This window comes from Thiococcus pfennigii (assembly GCF_016583835.1).
Taxonomy (GTDB): domain Bacteria; phylum Pseudomonadota; class Gammaproteobacteria; order Chromatiales; family Chromatiaceae; genus Thiococcus; species Thiococcus pfennigii.
In genome coordinates, this window is record NZ_NRRW01000047.1 from 1 (window position 1) to 16435 (window position 16435).

General features: G+C 70.8%; 14 protein-coding genes and 1 pseudogene. 10 read left to right on the forward strand and 5 right to left on the reverse strand.

Going from position 1 to position 16435, the window contains the following annotated elements; genetic code table 11:
- Positions 1-608: 608 nt before the first annotated feature.
- From glk to CKO41_RS13760, 8 genes are all read left to right on the forward strand, one after another.
- The gene (gene glk, locus CKO41_RS13725) at positions 609-1583 is read left to right on the forward strand and encodes a glucokinase (RefSeq protein WP_338113840.1); all 975 of its coding nucleotides are present in this window, start codon (positions 609-611) and stop codon (positions 1581-1583) included.
- A gap of 474 nt (positions 1584-2057) precedes the next feature.
- The gene (locus CKO41_RS13730; protein WP_200254997.1) at positions 2058-2258 is read left to right on the forward strand and encodes a CopZ family metallochaperone; all 201 of its coding nucleotides are present in this window, start codon (positions 2058-2060) and stop codon (positions 2256-2258) included.
- Positions 2259-2390: 132 nt separating this feature from the next.
- On the forward strand, positions 2391-3188 hold the full coding sequence (locus CKO41_RS13735) for an ion transporter (protein ID WP_200254995.1): 798 nt from the start codon (positions 2391-2393) through the stop codon (positions 3186-3188).
- Positions 3185-4966: an autotransporter assembly complex protein TamA gene (locus CKO41_RS13740; protein WP_338115588.1), complete on the forward strand. Its 1782-nt coding sequence runs from the start codon at positions 3185-3187 to the stop codon at positions 4964-4966. The genes CKO41_RS13735 and CKO41_RS13740 overlap by 4 nt, the downstream gene beginning before the upstream one ends.
- Positions 4963-8736 carry a translocation/assembly module TamB domain-containing protein gene (locus CKO41_RS13745; protein WP_200382710.1) on the forward strand — a complete coding sequence of 1258 codons (3774 nt, stop codon included), beginning with the start codon at positions 4963-4965 and terminating at the stop codon, positions 8734-8736. The genes CKO41_RS13740 and CKO41_RS13745 overlap by 4 nt, the downstream gene beginning before the upstream one ends.
- Positions 8737-9654, forward strand: coding sequence for a lysophospholipid acyltransferase family protein (locus CKO41_RS13750; RefSeq protein ID WP_200382712.1), 918 nt, complete (start codon positions 8737-8739; stop codon positions 9652-9654). It abuts the gene before it with no gap.
- 67 nt (positions 9655-9721) lie between these two features.
- Positions 9722-10006 carry a hypothetical protein gene (locus tag CKO41_RS13755; protein ID WP_338115589.1) on the forward strand — a complete coding sequence of 95 codons (285 nt, stop codon included), beginning with the start codon at positions 9722-9724 and terminating at the stop codon, positions 10004-10006.
- Entirely contained in the window at positions 10003-10602 is a 600-nt protein-coding gene (locus tag CKO41_RS13760) for a GNAT family N-acetyltransferase (protein ID WP_200382714.1), read from the forward strand. Before CKO41_RS13755 ends, CKO41_RS13760 begins: the two co-directional genes overlap by 4 nt.
- 126 nt (positions 10603-10728) lie before the next feature.
- On the opposite strand, the gene CKO41_RS13765 is transcribed toward CKO41_RS13760, so the two are convergent.
- The 3 genes and pseudogenes from CKO41_RS13765 to CKO41_RS13775 all read right to left on the reverse strand — a co-directional run bounded on the left by CKO41_RS13765 (position 10729) and on the right by CKO41_RS13775 (position 13921).
- Entirely contained in the window at positions 10729-11577 is an 849-nt protein-coding gene (locus CKO41_RS13765; RefSeq protein WP_200382716.1) for a DUF6544 family protein, read from the reverse strand.
- 403 nt (positions 11578-11980) lie between these two features.
- Positions 11981-13425 (reverse strand): annotated as a pseudogene (locus CKO41_RS13770) (RtcB family protein).
- A 34-nt stretch (positions 13426-13459) separates the two neighbouring features.
- Positions 13460-13921 carry an archease gene (locus CKO41_RS13775; RefSeq protein ID WP_200382718.1) on the reverse strand — a complete coding sequence of 154 codons (462 nt, stop codon included), beginning with the start codon at positions 13919-13921 and terminating at the stop codon, positions 13460-13462.
- A 239-nt stretch (positions 13922-14160) separates the two neighbouring features.
- Between CKO41_RS13775 and CKO41_RS13780 the strand changes: the two genes are divergently transcribed.
- Both CKO41_RS13780 and CKO41_RS13785 read left to right on the forward strand, forming a co-directional pair.
- Complete coding sequence (locus CKO41_RS13780) at positions 14161-14814, forward strand: phosphoribosyltransferase (protein ID WP_200382720.1); 654 nt, start codon at positions 14161-14163, stop codon at positions 14812-14814.
- On the forward strand, positions 14811-15461 hold the full coding sequence (locus tag CKO41_RS13785; protein ID WP_200382722.1) for a dienelactone hydrolase family protein: 651 nt from the start codon (positions 14811-14813) through the stop codon (positions 15459-15461). The genes CKO41_RS13780 and CKO41_RS13785 overlap by 4 nt, the downstream gene beginning before the upstream one ends.
- Positions 15462-15625: 164 nt before the next feature.
- Here the strand turns inward: CKO41_RS13785 and CKO41_RS13790 are convergent, their stop codons facing one another.
- Positions 15626-15952, reverse strand: a complete 327-nt coding sequence (locus CKO41_RS13790; protein WP_200253418.1) for a hypothetical protein — start codon at positions 15950-15952, stop codon at positions 15626-15628.
- 96 nt (positions 15953-16048) lie between these two features.
- Positions 16049-16315: a hypothetical protein gene (locus CKO41_RS13795; RefSeq protein ID WP_200382724.1), complete on the reverse strand. Its 267-nt coding sequence runs from the start codon at positions 16313-16315 to the stop codon at positions 16049-16051.
- Positions 16316-16435 lie beyond the last annotated feature (120 nt).

Genomic DNA, 16435 nt, shown 5'->3' on the forward strand with positions numbered 1-16435 from the left:
TAACCCGACGGCCGGCAACGCGGCGGCCACCGAGGCATCCGCGCCCCGACCGCCCGCAAGCGGGCGCCTACCGGCGCAGGCGGCGTCAGCGGGGCCGTTGTCGGGTTATGGCGCGCGCGACCGCTGCTTTCCCATCGAAGGCCGCGCCGGCGCGCCTAACCCGACGGCCTCGCACCCGAAAAAGAGATCTCGCGCAGAGACGCCAAGGCGCAGAGAAGGAGAAGCGGAGCGTATTGGTGACATCGACCAATGCCTTCTCTTCACTTTGCGCCTCTGCGTCTCTGCGCGAGCCCGTAGGTCGCATGAGCCCTGCAGGGTCCGCTGTGCGGGCCGTTCGGGCTCGTGCAGCACGGCCGAAGGCCCGAGACCGGGCACCTCGGCCGGGGCGCGACGTCGCCCCTGCCCCCGGTCTCGGGATGTTCGCCTGGCGGCACGCGCCCACCCGGCGGGTCTCCCGCCGGGCGAGACGACACAGCGACGAACCGTGTTCGAGCCGTCGCGCGCCGCCGGTTTCCGCACCGCTCGCCGCCCTGTTATGATCGGCGCAGCGGCCTCCCCGTGGCCGAAGAGTGTGTAGCGGAGGCCCCTCGATGCTGGCGGCGTGAGGCATGATGCGGATACTGGCGGGCGACATCGGCGGCACCAAGACGGCCCTGGCCCTCGCCGAACTGGACGGGCCGGACATTCGATTGGGCGAGATCCGTCGCTACCCGAGCCGCGAGCACGACACCTTCGAATCCGTCGTGCGCCGCTTCCAGGCCGAGACCCGAGGCACCTGCACCCAGGCCGCCTTCGCGGTCGCCGGCCCGGTCATCGGGGATCGCAGCCAGACCACGAACCTGCCCTGGGCGCTCGACGCCCGCGCGCTGGAACGCGACCTGGGCCTGGAACGGGTGCGGCTGCTGAACGACCTCGAGGCGATCGCCTGGGGGCTGCCGGCCCTCGGCGAGGCGGACCTCGCGACCCTGCACCCGGGCGAGCCGGGGGCGCATGGCAACGCCTGCATCATCGCGGCCGGCACCGGGCTCGGGCAGGCCGGCCTGTACTGGGACGGCCGGCGCCACTGGCCGTTCGCGACCGAGGGCGGGCATGGCGACTTCGCGCCGAGCGATGCGCGCGAACTGGCCTTGCTCGATCATCTCCGCGATCGGTTCGGGCACGTCAGCTGGGAACGCGTCGTCTCTGGCCCCGGCATCGCCGACATCTACCGCTTCGTCGCGGCCGAGCAGGAGGCGCCCGCTTGGCTGCGCGAGGAGTTGGCCCGGCGTGACGTCGCCGAGGTGGTCGCCGAGGCCGCTGCCCAGCGTCGTTGCCCGCACTGCGTCGAGACGATGACGCTGTTCCTGCGCCTCTACGGCCGCGAGGCCGGCAACCTGGCCCTGAAACAGATGGCCCTCGGTGGCGTCTATCTGGGCGGCGGCATCGCGCCGAAGAACCTGGCCGCGCTGCGCTCGGGCCCCTTCCTCGAGGCCTTCTTCGACAAGGGCCGGATGGCACCGCTGATGCGGCGGATGCCGGTGCGGGTCATCCTGAGCGGCGAGGCACCGCTCTTCGGGGCGGCGCGCTATCTGGCCCACGCTTGAGGGTTATGCGCCAATGGCCGGCCGCGAACGTCCTCCGTGGCCTCGGTGCCGAGGCCGACCCGCGCAGACGCGATCTGGATCGGCGACCTTGCACGCGGCACGACGGCCGTTTTCCGGCGGCCGGGCGACACGGCTATCATGATGCCGAGGAACGGGGCGAAAACGACCGATACAAGCACGCGGAAGACGAGAAACGACGAAATGCGCGAAAAGCCGGCCGATTCTCCCGCGCATGTCCAGCTTTTTCGCGTGTTTCGCGTGTTTCGTAGTTCATGAAGAAGATGCGCCGGTTGTTCTTGAATCGTCACGAAGAATGGCAGTTGGCCGCTTCATCATGGATTGAAGTCGTTGAAATCGCGAAGAGGCCTTACATAAGCTCTGCTCACCCGCTCGGTGAAGACCGCTACGGCCGCTCTTAGGATGATCCGTTCGAGAACGGCCTCTCGGCCACAACCGCTGAGGAGTTGCGACACGATGATCGAACTGAAGATCGAGGGGATGACCTGCCCGCACTGCGTGGCGGCCGTGCACGAAGCGCTCGCCCAGGTGCCCGGCGTGACCCGCGTCGTCGACGTCGATCTGACCACGGGCCGGGCGGCCGTCGAGGGCGATGTCGCCCTGTCGGACCTGACCGCGGCCGTCGAAGCGGCGGGCTACCGGGTGGCTGGCGAGTGACCGACGCCCCACTGAGCCGGCGCCCTGCGGCGCCGCGCGCGGGGGCGCTCGGCGGATCTGAACCGAATTCCTGGAGGTAGAGTCAGCGTGGGTCGGCGCGAGAGTGTTGCAATCTGGGTCGAGTCGCCGCGCATGCAGCGCTTCATCGTCGGCCTGATCCTGCTCAATGCCGCCGTCTTGGGGCTCGAGACCTCCCAGGACGCGATGGAGCGCTGGGGGGATTGGCTCAAGGTCCTCGATCGCGCGATTCTGGCCGTCTTCGTCGCCGAGATCGGCCTGAAGCTCTACGGCCGCGGGTGGGCCTTCTTCCGCTCGGGCTGGAATGTCTTCGACTTTCTCGTCGTCGGGATCGGCCTGCTGCCGGCGAGCGGGCCGCTCTCGGTACTGCGAGCCCTGCGGCTGCTGCGCGTGCTCTCGATGGTGCCGCGGCTGCGCTTCATCGTCGAGGCCCTGCTGCGCTCGATCCCCGGGATCTCATCGATCGCCCTCCTGATGCTGATCCTCTTCTACGTGGCCGCCGTCATGGCGACCGGCTTCTTCGGGGAGCGCTTCCCGGACTGGTTCGGGACGCTCGGGGCCTCCATGTACACGCTCTTCCAGGTCATGACCCTCGAGAGCTGGTCGATGGGCATCGCGCGCCCGGTGATGGCCGAACTGCCCTTCGCCTGGGTGTTCTTCGTCCCCTTCATCCTGATTGCGACCTTCACGATCCTGAATCTCTTCATCGCCATCATCGTCAACACAATGCAGAACCTCTACGAGCGGGAACAGGAACACGAGGTGGCGGCGATCGAGGAGGTCGTGCAGCGCGATCATGACCAGGTGGCCGATGAGCTGCGTGCCCTGCGTGCCGAGGTGGCGGCACTGCGCGAGGCCCTCGCGACGAGCGGCACCGCGACGCGCGTCGATCGCGGGCGAGACCCGGCGTGACGGGTAGACGCGGCCGCGCCTGGCGGACCGGACTGGCGCTCGGGCTGGTGCTGTCGGGGCTGGCCGGCGGGGCGTTCGCGGCACGGCTCGAGGTCAGCGTGACCGGGCTCTCGGGCGAACTCGAGGCCAACGTGCTCGCGCTCCTCGCGATCTACCAAGAGCGCAACGACGACGACCTCACGGCTGGGCGCATCGAGGCCCTGCACCGGCGCGCGCCCGAGCAGATCGAGGAGGCGCTGGCCCCGTTCGGCCTCTACCGGGTCCAGGTCGAAGACCAGCTGACCCCGCCGACGACCGCCGGCGCCCCCTGGGTCGCGACCTACCGCGTCGACCCCGGCCCGGCGATCCGCATCGAAACCCTGAACTACGAGCTGACCGGGGCCGGTACCGACGACCCGGAGATCCCGAAGGACTTTCCGCTGAAGGTCGGCCAGACCCTGCGCCACGAGGCCTACGAGAAGGCCAAGGGCGACCTGCGCTACGCCCTCACCAAGGGCGGCTACCTCGACTATCGGCTGGAGCGCCACCAGGTGCTCATCGATCCCGAGGCCTACGTCGCCCTCGTCGACCTCGCCGTCGACACAGGCCCTCGCTACTACTACGGCGAGGTCCGCTTCACGCAGGACCTGCTCGATGAGCGCTTCCTGCAACGCTACGTGCCGTTCGAGGCCGGCGACGTCTACGACTCCGACCAGTTGCTGCGTCTGCAGAGCCGGCTGCTCGGCTCCGAGTACTACGACCGCGTCGAGATCGTGCCGCTGCGCGGCGCCGGCCCGGACCCCGAGACGGTGCCGATCGAGGTCGTCGCCCACCGCAACAAGGCCAACAAGTACCGCATCGGCCTCGGCTTCGCGACCGACGTCGGGGCACGGATGAGCCTCGAGTGGCAGCGGCGCTACATCGGCCGCTTCGGCCACAAGCTCTCGACCGAGATCAGCCTGGCGCAGTACCTGCAGCAGGCGAGCGCCGACTACAAGATCCCGGTCGGCGACCCGATGCGCGACTTCGTCTCGATCCAACCCTCCTACGAGGCCTACGACACCGACACCCGCCAGGGCGAGCTGCTGCGGATCCAGACCGCCTACTCCTCGGTCACCGAGCGCGGCTGGCGGCGCACCATCGGGGTCGATTTCCGCCACGAGGACTACGAGCTCGACGAGGGCGAGCGCGACCAGGTGCTGGAGCTGATCCCGAACGTCTCCTGGGCCAAGACGGTGACCGACGACCCGATCTACACGACGCGCGGCCACCGCGTGCGTGCCACCGTCCTCGGTTCGTTCGAGGGTCTCGTCTCGCCGACCTCCTATCTGAGCGCCACGGCCCAGCTCAAGTGGATCCGCACCGTCGCCGAGGACTATCGGGTCATCGCCCGCTCCAGCCTCGGCCTCACGCTGGCCGACAGCCTCGACGACCTGCCGGCCAGCCGCCGCTTCTTCGCCGGCGGTGACAGCAGCGTCCGCGGCTGGAGCCTGGACGCCCTCGGGCCGACCGATCCCGACACCGGCGAGACCGTCGGCGGGCGCTACCTGGCCGTCGGCAGCCTGGAGCTGGAGCGACGGATCCGGGGACCCTGGAGCGCCGCCCTCTTCACGGACTTCGGCAACGCCTTCGACCCCGACTACGAGCAGGAATGGGCACAGAGCGCCGGGCTGGGCGTGCGTTGGAAGTCACCGATCGGTCAGGTGCGCGCCGACGTCGCCTTCGCCCTGACCAAGGACAACGACGACGGCGGCCTGCCGCCGGCGCGCCTGCATATCACCATCGGTCCCGACCTATGACCGACGCCCCGCCTCCCACCGGGAACGAGCCGACCCCGCCCCGCAGCGGGCCACCACCGCGAGGCCCCGGGCGCCGGCTGCGTCGCACCCTGGGCTGGACGCTCGGCCTCCTCGGCGCCCTGCTGTCCGTCGCGCTGCTCCTCGTCGCCCTGGTCGTCGGCACCCAGACGGGGCTGCGCTTCGCGCTGACAGCCCTCGACGACCTGGCCCCGGGGCTGCTGCACGTCGAGCGGGCCGACGGGCGCCTCGCCGGCGAGCTGCACCTGCAAGGTGTGCAGCTCAAGCTCGGCGGGCTCGAGGTGCGCCTGAGCCATCTCGATCTCGACTGGGCGCCGCTCGGCGCCCTCGTCGGGCGCGTGCGAGTCGCCCGGCTCGCGGCCGGCGATCTGGACCTGATCCTCGCCCCGAGCGCGGACGAGACCGAGGGCGAGCCCCTGCGCCTGCCGACGATCGCGCTGCCGGTCGCCGTCGAGATCGCCGAGGCGCGCCTCGAGCGGCTCGCCGTCGCCCGCGCCGACGACAGCGGCGAGGTGCCGATCGTGCTGCTCGAAGGGCTCGGCCTAGCGGGACGCTGGCAGGGCCACGCGGTCACCATCGACGAACTCTTCGCACGACTGCCGGACCTGGGCCTCGCGGCCCGGGCCGAGGGGCGGGTCGAGCTCCTCGACGACTATCCGCTGACCCTCGTCGCGGGCTGGACCCTGGACGAAGACCCTGGCCCGCCGCTCGCCGGCCGCGCCGAGGCCGAGGGCACGCTCGCCGGGCAGCTGAGGCTGACCCATGCGCTCACCGGCGCGGCGACGGCCGACCTGTCGGCCGAGCTCGAGCGGCTGCTCGACGACCCGCGCTGGGAGGCGACGCTCGATATCCGGGCCGTCGACCTGCCGGCGCTCGCTGCCGACCTGCCGCCCACCGAGCTCACCGCCCGCGTCGCGACCCGCGGCGACCTCACCGCGGCGCGCATCGACGGGACCCTCGCCGCCCGCTCCGCCGAACGCCCGGAACTCGGCGACTGGCAGGCCCGGCTCGGCCTCGACTGGCGCGACCGGGTGCTGGTCGTCGACACCCTAGAGCTGAGCGAGGCGGGCTCGGCCGCACGCCTGAGCGCCGACGGGCGACTCGACCTCGCCGCGACGCCGCCCGCCTTCACGGCGACCGGCGCCTGGCAGGGACTGCGTTGGCCGCTCGCCGGCCCCGCCGACCTCGCCTCGCCGAAGGGCCAGCTCGACGCCTCCGGCACCCTGGAGGCCTTCGGCTACCAGATCGCGACCGAGATCGGCGGCGCCATGCTGCCGCGCGCCGATCTCGCGCTCGCCGGCGGGGCCGACCTCGCGGGCACGCGCATCGCCACGCTGGAGATCGCGACGCTCGACGGCCAGCTCACGGGACAGGGCGAACTGACCTGGCGCCCCGCCCTGCGCTGGGACCTTGCCCTGACCGCGAGCGACATCGACCCCGGCGTCCAGTGGCCGCAGTGGCCCGGGCGTCTCGACGGTCAGCTCGCGAGCAACGGGACGATCGGCGCGGACGGGCCGGACCTGCGCGTGCAGATCGACGCCCTCGGCGGTGAGCTGCGCGGCTACCCGGTCGCCGCCTCCGGCCAACTCGTCGGTCAGGATGGGGAGGTCCAGATCGACGACCTGGCGGTCTCCTCCGGGCCGAGCCGCCTCCGGGCCAGCGGTCTGATCGGCGAGCGCCTGGCCCTCGACTTCGACTTCGCCTCGCCGGACCTCGCGAGCCTGGCGCCTGGCGGCCGCGGCCGCCTGACCATCGCCGGACAGCTCACAGGCACCCTGGAGCGCCCGGCGCTCGCGCTCGACATCGCCGCCCAGGACGCGGCGATCGCCGGCCAATCGGCCGCCCAACTGTCGGGCAAGGTCGCCCTCGGCCTGGATCCCGGCGCCCGCCTGAGCCTGGACCTGACCGGTGCGGATCTCGGCCTCGGCGGCCTCCAGTGGGGCCGCCTGCGGCTCGCCGGGGACGGCACGACCGCCGATCATCGCCTGAGCCTCGAGCTCGCCGGCCCGACCCAGACGATCGCCCTCGCCGCGACCGGCGGCCTGAGCGACCCGCCGGCCTACCGCGGCCGCCTCACCCAGCTCGACCTCCTGGGCGACACCGTTGGCGACTGGCGCCTGACGCGGCCGGGCCCGTTGGCGTTCACGCCGCCGACGCTCGCCATCGGCCCGCTGTGCCTCGGCGACGGGGCCGGCAGCGGCGGCTGCCTCGAGTTCGCGCAACCGAGTGCCGAGGAGTGGCGCGCGAGCCTCGACATCGATCGGTTCGACCTCGCCCACCTCGCCGCGCTGCTGCCCCCGCGCCTCGCGGCCACCGGCACCGCCCAGGCCCAGGCGCGGCTCACCGGCACCGGCGAGCGCCTGCGCGGGACGGCGCGCCTCGCCCTGCCGCAAGGGCGGCTCGCCTGGACCGGCCAACCCGGCATTGACGAAGAGGTCATCGACCTCTCCGGCGCACGCCTCGAGCTGGATGCCGGCGATGCCGCCCTGGCCGCCCGGCTCGCCGTGCCCCTGACCGGGCTCGGCGGCATCGACGGCGACCTGCGCCTCGCCGACTGGCGCCTCGACGCCCCGACCCGCCCGGACCAGCCGCTGCGCGGCCGGCTGCGCGCCGACATCCAGGACCTCGGACGGCTCGAGCGCTTCATCCCCGACATCAATGATCTGCGGGGTCGCCTGAGCGCCGACCTCGGTCTCGCCGGCACCCTCGGCGATCCGGCCTTCACCGGCGAGGCGACCCTCAGCGAGGCCAGGTTCGACGTCCCCCTGATCGGTCTCAAGGCCCGCCAAGTCGGGTTCAGCGCCGTCGCCTCCGGGCGCAACCGCATCGACTACCAGGGCTCGGCCAAGCTCGGCCGGGGCCAGCTCGACCTCGGCGGCACGACGCGCGAGCAGGCCGCCGGCTGGGAGACGCGCCTCACGGCGGCCGGCACCGACCTGCGCATCGCCGATACCAAGGAGTACCAGGTCCGTCTCTCGCCCGACCTGGAGATCGCGCTCGACCCCGACCGGGTCCGCATCACCGGCGAGGTGCGGATGCCCGAGGCGAGCCTGCAGCCGCGCTCGATCCCGGCCGGCACCGTGACCCCGTCGCCCGACGTCGTCATGGTCGGCGAGGACGGCGCGTCGCCGCTCCCGCTCGAAATCGACGTGCGTCTGATCCTCGGCAAGGCGGTCTCGCTCGACGCCTTCGGCGTGCGCGGCGACCTGCGCGGCGACCTGCGCGTGCGCCAGGGCCCGGAGCAGGAGGAGCCACACGGCGACGGCCAGCTCCAGATCGTCGACGGCACCTACCGCCTGTCGACCGGGATCGGACTGCTAGCCGCCGTCGGCAAGCCGCTGACGATCAAGCAGGGGCGCCTGATCTTCGCCAACACCCCGCTGTCGAACCCCGGGCTACTGCTCCAGGCCGAGCGCGAGGGCGGCGACCTGACCGCCGGCGTACAGGTCCTGGGCACGCTACGCGAGCCCAAACTCAGCTTCTTCTCCAACACGGACCCCGGGATGACCCAGTCCGAGATCTCACGCTACCTGATCACCGGCACCCCACCGGGCGGCGACCTCCAGGACGCCGACCGCTCACTCTCGGTCGGCACCTACGTGACGCCGAAGCTCTACATGGAATACGTCACGAGCATCGGCGAGGAGGACGACAAGGTCCGGCTGCGCTACGAACTGACCGACCACGTCGAGTTGCAGACCGAGACGGGTTCGGCCCAAGGCGGCGATATCTTCTTCAAGTTCGAGAACTGAATGCACCCGCTCTCCCACCCTCGGCACTGGCCGAGCTGGGTGGCCGTCGGACTCGTCTACGGGCTCGGACGACTGCCCTTTCCGCTGCTGTGGGCACTGGGCCAGGCCGTCGGCCGCCTCGGCTATCTGTTCGCCGGCGAGCGTCGCCGCATCGCCGAACGCAACCTGGCGCTCTGTCTGCCGCACCTCCCGGTGCCGGCGCGGCGCCGCCTGCTGCGCCGACACTTCGGCTGGCTCGGGGTCGCGACCCTCACCCAGGGCGTCGGCTGGGGCGTGTCGCTGTCACGGCTGCGCCGCCTGGTCCGCCTCCGCCACCGCGAACGCATCGACGACTGCCTCGCCGCCGGGCGACCGGTCATCGTCCTCGTGCCCCACTTCATCGGGCTGGAACTCGGCGGGACGGCCTTCACGGCCCTGGTCCACTCGGGGGCCTACATGTACCAGAGGATCCGCAACCCGGTCGTGGAGTGGCAGGTCAAGCGCGCCCGCACCCGCTTCGGCAGCCTGTCGATCGAGCGGCGCGACGACCTGCGCGGCCTGGTCCGCGTCATCAAGGGCGGCACCCCCTTTTTCTACCTACCCGACCAGGACGGCGGGCGGCGCGGCGTCTTCGTACCCTTCTGCGGCGTCGTCGCTTCGACGGTGCCGACGCTCGGGCGCTTCGCGGCCCTCACCGGCGCCCTCGTCATCCCGACCATCCCACGCTTTCTGCCCTGGGGGCGCGGTCTGGAGCTGACCTTCGCCCCACCCCTGGAACCCTTCCCCTCCGGCGATCCGGCGGCCGATGCGGCGCAGATGAACCGGGTCATCGAGGCGCACATCCGAACGATGCCCGAGCAGTACTTCTGGGTGCACCGCCGCTTCAAGACCCGCCCGCCCGGCGAGCCGCCGATCTATCCGTCGAAGCGCCGCCGATGACCGGCTCGGACCCGACGCACGCCGCGCCCGGCCGCGCGACCGGCTCCTCGGCGCGGCCCTGCTGCCCATGCGCACCGGCGAGCTGGTCTTCCCCTGGCTGATGCGACGCTACTTCGACCACGACCTGCTCGACGCGACGGCCCTGATCTGGGCGCTGAAGCTCACCGCCTTCGCGATCCTGTTGCAGCATGTCGTGCCCGTCGACTCCTGGCGGGTACTCGCCGGGGCCGTCAACCTGCACCTGTTCCTGCTCGGCGTCACGCTGACCCTCGCGCTCCTGGCCCCGCTGCTGCCGGGCCGCCCGGCGCGCAGCGCCGCCACCTCGACCCAGCCCACGGAGGCCCCTGGATGACCGAACCGACCGTCGAGCGCCTCACCGGCACCGCCATCGGCCCCTACCTGAGCGAGGTCGCGCAGTTGCGCATCGCCGTCTTCCGCGAATGGCCCTACCTCTACGACGGCGACATGGACTACGAAAAGCACTACCTGGCGACCTACAGCGCCTCGCCCGAGAGCCTGTTCGTCCTCGTGCGCGACGGCGGGCGCATCGTCGGCGCCTCGACCGGGCTGCCGATGGCCGACGAGACCGACGCATTCAAACGCCCGTTCATCGACCTGGGCTACGACCCGCAGCGGATCTTCTACTTCGGCGAATCCGTGCTGCTGCCGGAGTACCGCGGCCGCGGCCTGGGCGTGCGCTTCTTCGCCGAGCGCGAGGGCTACGCCCGCGAGCTCGGCCGCTTCACCCACACCGCCTTCTGCGCCGTCGAGCGCCCCGCCGATCACCCGCGCCGCCCCGCCGGCCACGTGCCGCTCGACGCCTTCTGGGGCCGCCGCGGCTACAGCAAGCACCCGGAGCTCGCGACCACCTACACCTGGAAGGACCTCGACGAGCCCGACCAGACCCCCAAGCCGATGACCTTCTGGCTCAAGCCCCTCGGCGGCTGACCTCCCCGGCCCGCCGGCACCGGCTGCGACCCATCGGGCCGGATCGCAGGCACCGGCCCCAACGGGGACAGGGTCGAGGCGGATCCGTCCGCGAGAAGCGGCTGCCGGTCGCGCGGGAAGCGCTCCTCATCGATCACCGGACCCTGGGAAACGGATGTCGATGACGCTCGCCCGATAGAAGGCGAAGTATTCGCTGGTCCCGAACAGATTGCCTGCCTCGATCTCGAACGGGAGGCGATAGCCCTGGACCTCGCGAAAGTCCGACAGCCGTCCGCCGAAGGGCTGCCACCGATACGCCTTCGCGGCGTTTGCATCGCTCCATCGCAACAGCGACATCGCGACCGGCCGGCCGTCGCCATCGATCCGCAGGTCGACCGCCTGTGAGAACGCCCCGTGGCTGACGGTGACGCGGGCAGTCTCCGCATCGACACCCTCCCATACCACACCCGGCCGCGGCAGCACGGCGGCGGGCGACCAGAAGACGGCCTCGGCCACGCACCGTCCATACGCGGACCTGGCGTGATCCGCATCCCCACCCATCCGTGCCACGGGGAGCAGCCCGAAGATGCGGAACCGTGTCCAACCGTGGGAATCCGACCCCGAGACCGGCACCAGGCCCGGCAGCTTCATTCGCCATACGAAGCCGTGCGGCGCGGCAAGGATCTGATGGGCGGCCATGGCGCGGTAGTTCGGCGCGGCGCGGGGGCCGAGACCGAACCGACCGCCCATCGCGATCTCGACCACCGGCAATAGGGGCGTACCTGGGGCAATGGCAAAGTTGAAGAATCGCTGCGCCGGCTCGGGTAGGGCCGCGACCATTGTCGGGTCATACCTGGCCGGGTCTTTCGGCTGCAATCTTGCGAGTCGCGTCCACTCCCGTCGCTCCGCGCGCCGATCGAACAGGCGCAGGCCCACCAGGGCAAAGACGGCTATCCCGCCAAGCGTCGAGAGCAAATAGACGATAACGACCAGCACAGCATCCTATCCCGCATGGCCCGCATGAGACCCGTCTCGTACCGGACGATGCGGACACGGTGATCGTCCGGTTCCGGGCACCTTCCACATAAGGTAAGCCGTTCACCAGAAAACACAAAACACGCGCGAGGTGCTGGTTGACGAACCGTGCGTGCTCGGTCTTCGGCCAGGGACCGCAAACGATCGGTAAACCGAGCGGCTCGAGAGCTCGGCTCCTCGAACAGGGTCCATGGACCCGAGTTTCGCGCCTTTCGCGTGTTTCGTAGTTTGCACCGTTCCGAACGGCCCCCTTCGCACCCAAAGCGCATCATGCGAAGGCCGCGCCCCGCGCAGGGGACCCGGCACTCGGCTGGCTCCGACCTGACCGCCCCACAGGCGCGTCCGCTGCGGGTCGGCCCCCGGGTCAGCCCTTGATACAGACCAGCGGCTCCAGGCGCGCGACCCGGCGGGCCAGGCCGGCACGCTCGGCCGCCGAGACCACCTCCCCACGTCCTTGTAGGCGCCCGGGGCCTCCTCGGCGAGCCCGCGGGCCGAGGGGCTGCGCACGAGGATGCCGCGCCGCGCGAGCTCATCCTGCACCGCACGGCCATGCCAGCGTTTGGTCGCGGCGTGCCGACTGAGCGCTCGGCCGGCGCCGTGGCAGGCCGAGGCGAAGGCGAGGTCCGCGCCGCGTTCGGTGCCGACGAGGATGTACGAGGCCGTCCCCATGGTGCCGCCGATCAGCACCGGCTGACCGACGTCGCGCAGGTCGGGCGGCAGGTCCGGGTGGCCCGAACCGAAGGCGCGGGTGGCGCCCTTGCGATGCACGTAGAGCTTGCGCAGCCGGCCGTCGACGCGGTGCTCTTCGAGCTTGCAGGTATTGTGGGAGACGTCGTAGAGGAGCGTCAGATCCGTCCCGAAGAACTCCGTGAACACCCGGCGTGTCAGGTGGGTGGGGATCTGGCGATTGGCCAACGCGCAGTTGATGCCGGCACGCATCGCGCCGAGGTAGGCTTGGCCAAGTGCGGAGTGGATGGGCGCGCACGCGAGGTCGCGGTCCGGCAGGGCGAGGCCGTGCCTCGGCGCCGCGACGACCATCCGCTTCAGATAGTCCGTGCCGATCTGGTGACCGAGGCCGCGCGAGCCGCAATGGATGCTGACCACGACCGCGTCGCGGCGCAGACCGAAGGCGTCCGCGGTGGCCGGGTCGTCGATCTCGGCGACGACCTGGACCTCCAGGTAGTGGTTGCCCGAGCCGAGGGTGCCCATCTCCTGCCGCTGGCGCTCCTTGGCGTGCTCCGAGACCTGCCCCGGGTCGGCGCCGGCGATGCAGCCGCGCTCCTCGATGCGCTCCAGATCCTCGCGCCGGCCGTAGCCCGCGCGCACCGCCCAGGCGGCGCCGCCGGTGAGCATCGCATCCATGCCACGGCGGTCGAGGCGTATCGCGCCTGTGCTGCCGACCCCGACCGTAATGCTGTCATAGAGCGCGTTCGCAAGTTCCTGCTGCACCGCCATCACGGCGGCGCGGTCGAGGCCGGTATGCAGCGTGCGCACGCCGCAGGAGATATCGAAACCGACACCGCCGGCCGAGACGACCCCGCCTGCGTCGGCGTCGAATGCGGCCACGCCGCCGATCGGGAAGCCGTAGCCCCAATGGGCATCCGGCATCGCATAGGAGGCGCCGACGATGCCGGGCAGGGTGGCGACGTTGGCGGCCTGCTCCAGCACCTTCTCGTCCATGTCGCGAATCAGGGCCTCGGTCGCGTAGAGCACCACAGGCACCCGCATCGCACCCTGCGGCGCGATGCGCCACTCCGTGTCGCCGACCTTGCTGAGACCCTTGGTGAGATTGCCGGTGAGCCCGGCCATGGCGAGACCTCCGCGGCGCGCATTGGTTTGCCCTTCAGACGTCGACCACGCAGCGGGCGCTCCACAGCCCGGCCGCGTCCCGCGTCACCGACAGCGCCGTGTAGGTCGCGCTTTTCACCTCCACCGCGGGTCGATGACGTTGCCGGTCGACCGCTTCGCCGCGGACCCGCGCCTGAAGCCGACCATCGGCGATGCGCACGTCGAACTGCGAAAACAGCATACGCTCGGCGGCCATCCGATAGATCACCGCGTTGAGCCAGTCCACCAGCAGCAACTCCAGGTCCGGCTCCTCGCACCGAACGTCGAGCGCGCGCAGCGGCCGCACCTCGCCGGGGTCGCAGACGATCGCGGTCAGCGCGAGGGCCGCCTGCGCGAAGGCCTCCCCCGGGGTGCGTCCGATGCCTTCGACCCCGATATCGGCGCGATGCTCGAAATGCCGCCAGCCGGGCACCGCCGGTCGGTCGCCGTTCGATTCGTCGGGCGCATGCGCATTCATCGCGTCGGTTCAGTCGGCTCGGCGGGGACGTGAGGCCGGGACGCACGACGCCCCGCCGTCGCCGCGCATCCCTGTAACCACTGTAGGGGACCTTGAATTTTTCAAGGTGCCCTGTAGACCTCGCCGGTGAAAACCGCACCGGCGCCGCCCTCCCTCTCAGAGACCGGAATCCAACCCGAACCAACCGGCTACCGTTTCCGCGTCTAACCTAGAGTAAAGACCGGATAGGAGGCCAAGACATGAAGCTGCCGCTCGAGAATCGAACCGAGGCGGGCCGGGCGCTCGCCGAACTGCTCTCCCGGGAGCCAACCGGCGATGTGGTGGTCCTCGCGCTGCCCCGAGGCGGCGTACCCGTCGGCTGGGAGATCGCCAAGGCGCTGAACGACCCCCTGGACATCCTGCTGGTCCGAAAGCTGGGTGTGCCCGGTCAGCCCGAACTCGCGGCCGGCGCCATCGCGAGTGGGGGCATCCGGGTGCTCAACCAAGACCTGATCGATGCGCTCGGCATCACACAGGCGCAGCTCGAACGGACGGCGGCGCACGAGCAGGCCGAGCTCGAGCGGCGCGAGCGCGTCTATCGTGGCGATCGGCCACGGCCGCCCGTCACCGGACGCCGGATCATCTTGGTCGATGACGGCGTGGCCACCGGTGCCACGATCCGCGCCGGGATTGCAGCGCTGCGTCAGCAGCATCCGGAGAGCATCGTGCTCGCCGTTCCGGTGGCGCCGCCCGACACGCTGGCAAGGCTCGAGGCCGAGGCGGATCAGGTGGTGTGCCTGGCGACCCCGACACCCTTCCGGGCCATCGGCCAGTGGTATCAGGACTTTCATCAGGTCACCGACGAGGAGGTGACGGAATTGCTCGAATCCAGCCGCAGGGAGGACCGGCCATGACAGGGCACGAGGAAGAGGTCCTGATCGGCGCGGCCGGGGTGACGCTCGCTGGCCATCTGACCATCCCGCCGCAGGCCAGAGGGATCGTCGTCTTCGCGCACGGGAGCGGCAGCAGCCGCTTCAGCACCCGCAACCGGTACGTCGCCGAGGTCATCGACCAAGGTGGTCTGGCAACCCTGCTGTTCGATCTCCTGACCGAGGACGAGGGCGCAGTCGACGAGATCACCCGTGCGTACCGGTTCGATATCCCGTTACTCGGCGAGCGGCTGGTCGGCACGGTGGACTGGCTGCGGGCGCACCCGCACACGGCGGCCTTGAAGATCGCCCTATTCGGGGCCAGCACGGGCGCGGCGGCGGCGCTCATCGCCGCCGCGGAACGCCCAGACGCGGTCGCGGCCGTCGTGTCGCGGGGCGGTCGCCCGGATCTGGCCCGGGACCATCTCGCCAGGGTCGAGGCGCCCACCTTGCTCATCATCGGCGGCCTGGACGGACCCGTGATCGCGATGAACCGCGAGGCGGCAGCGCAACTGCGTTGCGAGCGGCGGATCGAGATCATCCCGGGGGCCACGCACCTGTTCGGCGAGCCCGGCAAGCTGGAGGCCGTCGCGACGCTCACGCGCGACTGGCTTGTGCAACAGATCGGTTGAGCGCCCCGCGGCGCTGATGCCGCCTGCCTCGCGGGGCGCCGGGCATTCACCGGAGAGATCGCCGCTGGGCTCGGCATCGGGCCGGCCGATCACGCAGAACGGTCGGCCGCGGACGGGCATACCTTCGGGGAATGGGCCAGCGCGGCCTATCGATCAGCCCCTCCTCAGCGGACGGCGTTCCCCGGCGCGTCCTGCGACTCTTCCTGCCTGATCGCCTGTTGTCTGCGATTCCCGAAGATGATCACCAGCGGGAACAGGATCGAGTATGGAATCCACATCAGCCATCTGTAAGGATCGGGCAAGAAGAGCAGGAGCCCGAGGAACGTGAGGCCGGCAATCCAGAACAACGTCGCCGACCGGATCATGAACGCCCGCTCCCGCGGTCCGTTCGTGTTCTTGATACTGAAATAGGTCCCGACGATGCCCCCGGCGAGCCCGATCAGCCCACCCGCGATACCGCCGATCCATCCCCACAGCGCCCCATCTGTCATCTTCCGTCGTCCCGCAAGAGACCGTGAACGATACTGGCACGCGGCAAGTCTACCGGAGAGACCCAGCGCGATCGACCCTTGCCCCACCGCGCCCCGTCAACCGTCCAACAGCCGACGGATCAGCGCAATCAGGCGCCTTTCGTTCGAGAAGACCGCAAACGCCAGCAACAGAGAGACCAGGACCACGAGCAGGCACAACAGCACGACGACCGGGAGCATCGCCGCCATCAGCCTGATCGTCCCCTCCGAGAACGCGCCGGATGCGAGTCCGTCCAGGACGAACCACGGATCGACGAGGACAGGCGCCGAAAGCCATAGCCATGCGGCCAACCCGAACAAGAGGCCGATCGAGGCGAAGCCCATCGGGGGCCAACTCCCCACCAAGCGGGCGCGTTTCTCGACGAACGCCCGCTCGGACGGCTCAAGTCGCGACATCATTCGACACCGACCCGGGCGGACGAACCGCTGTTTGCACTCCAGAGA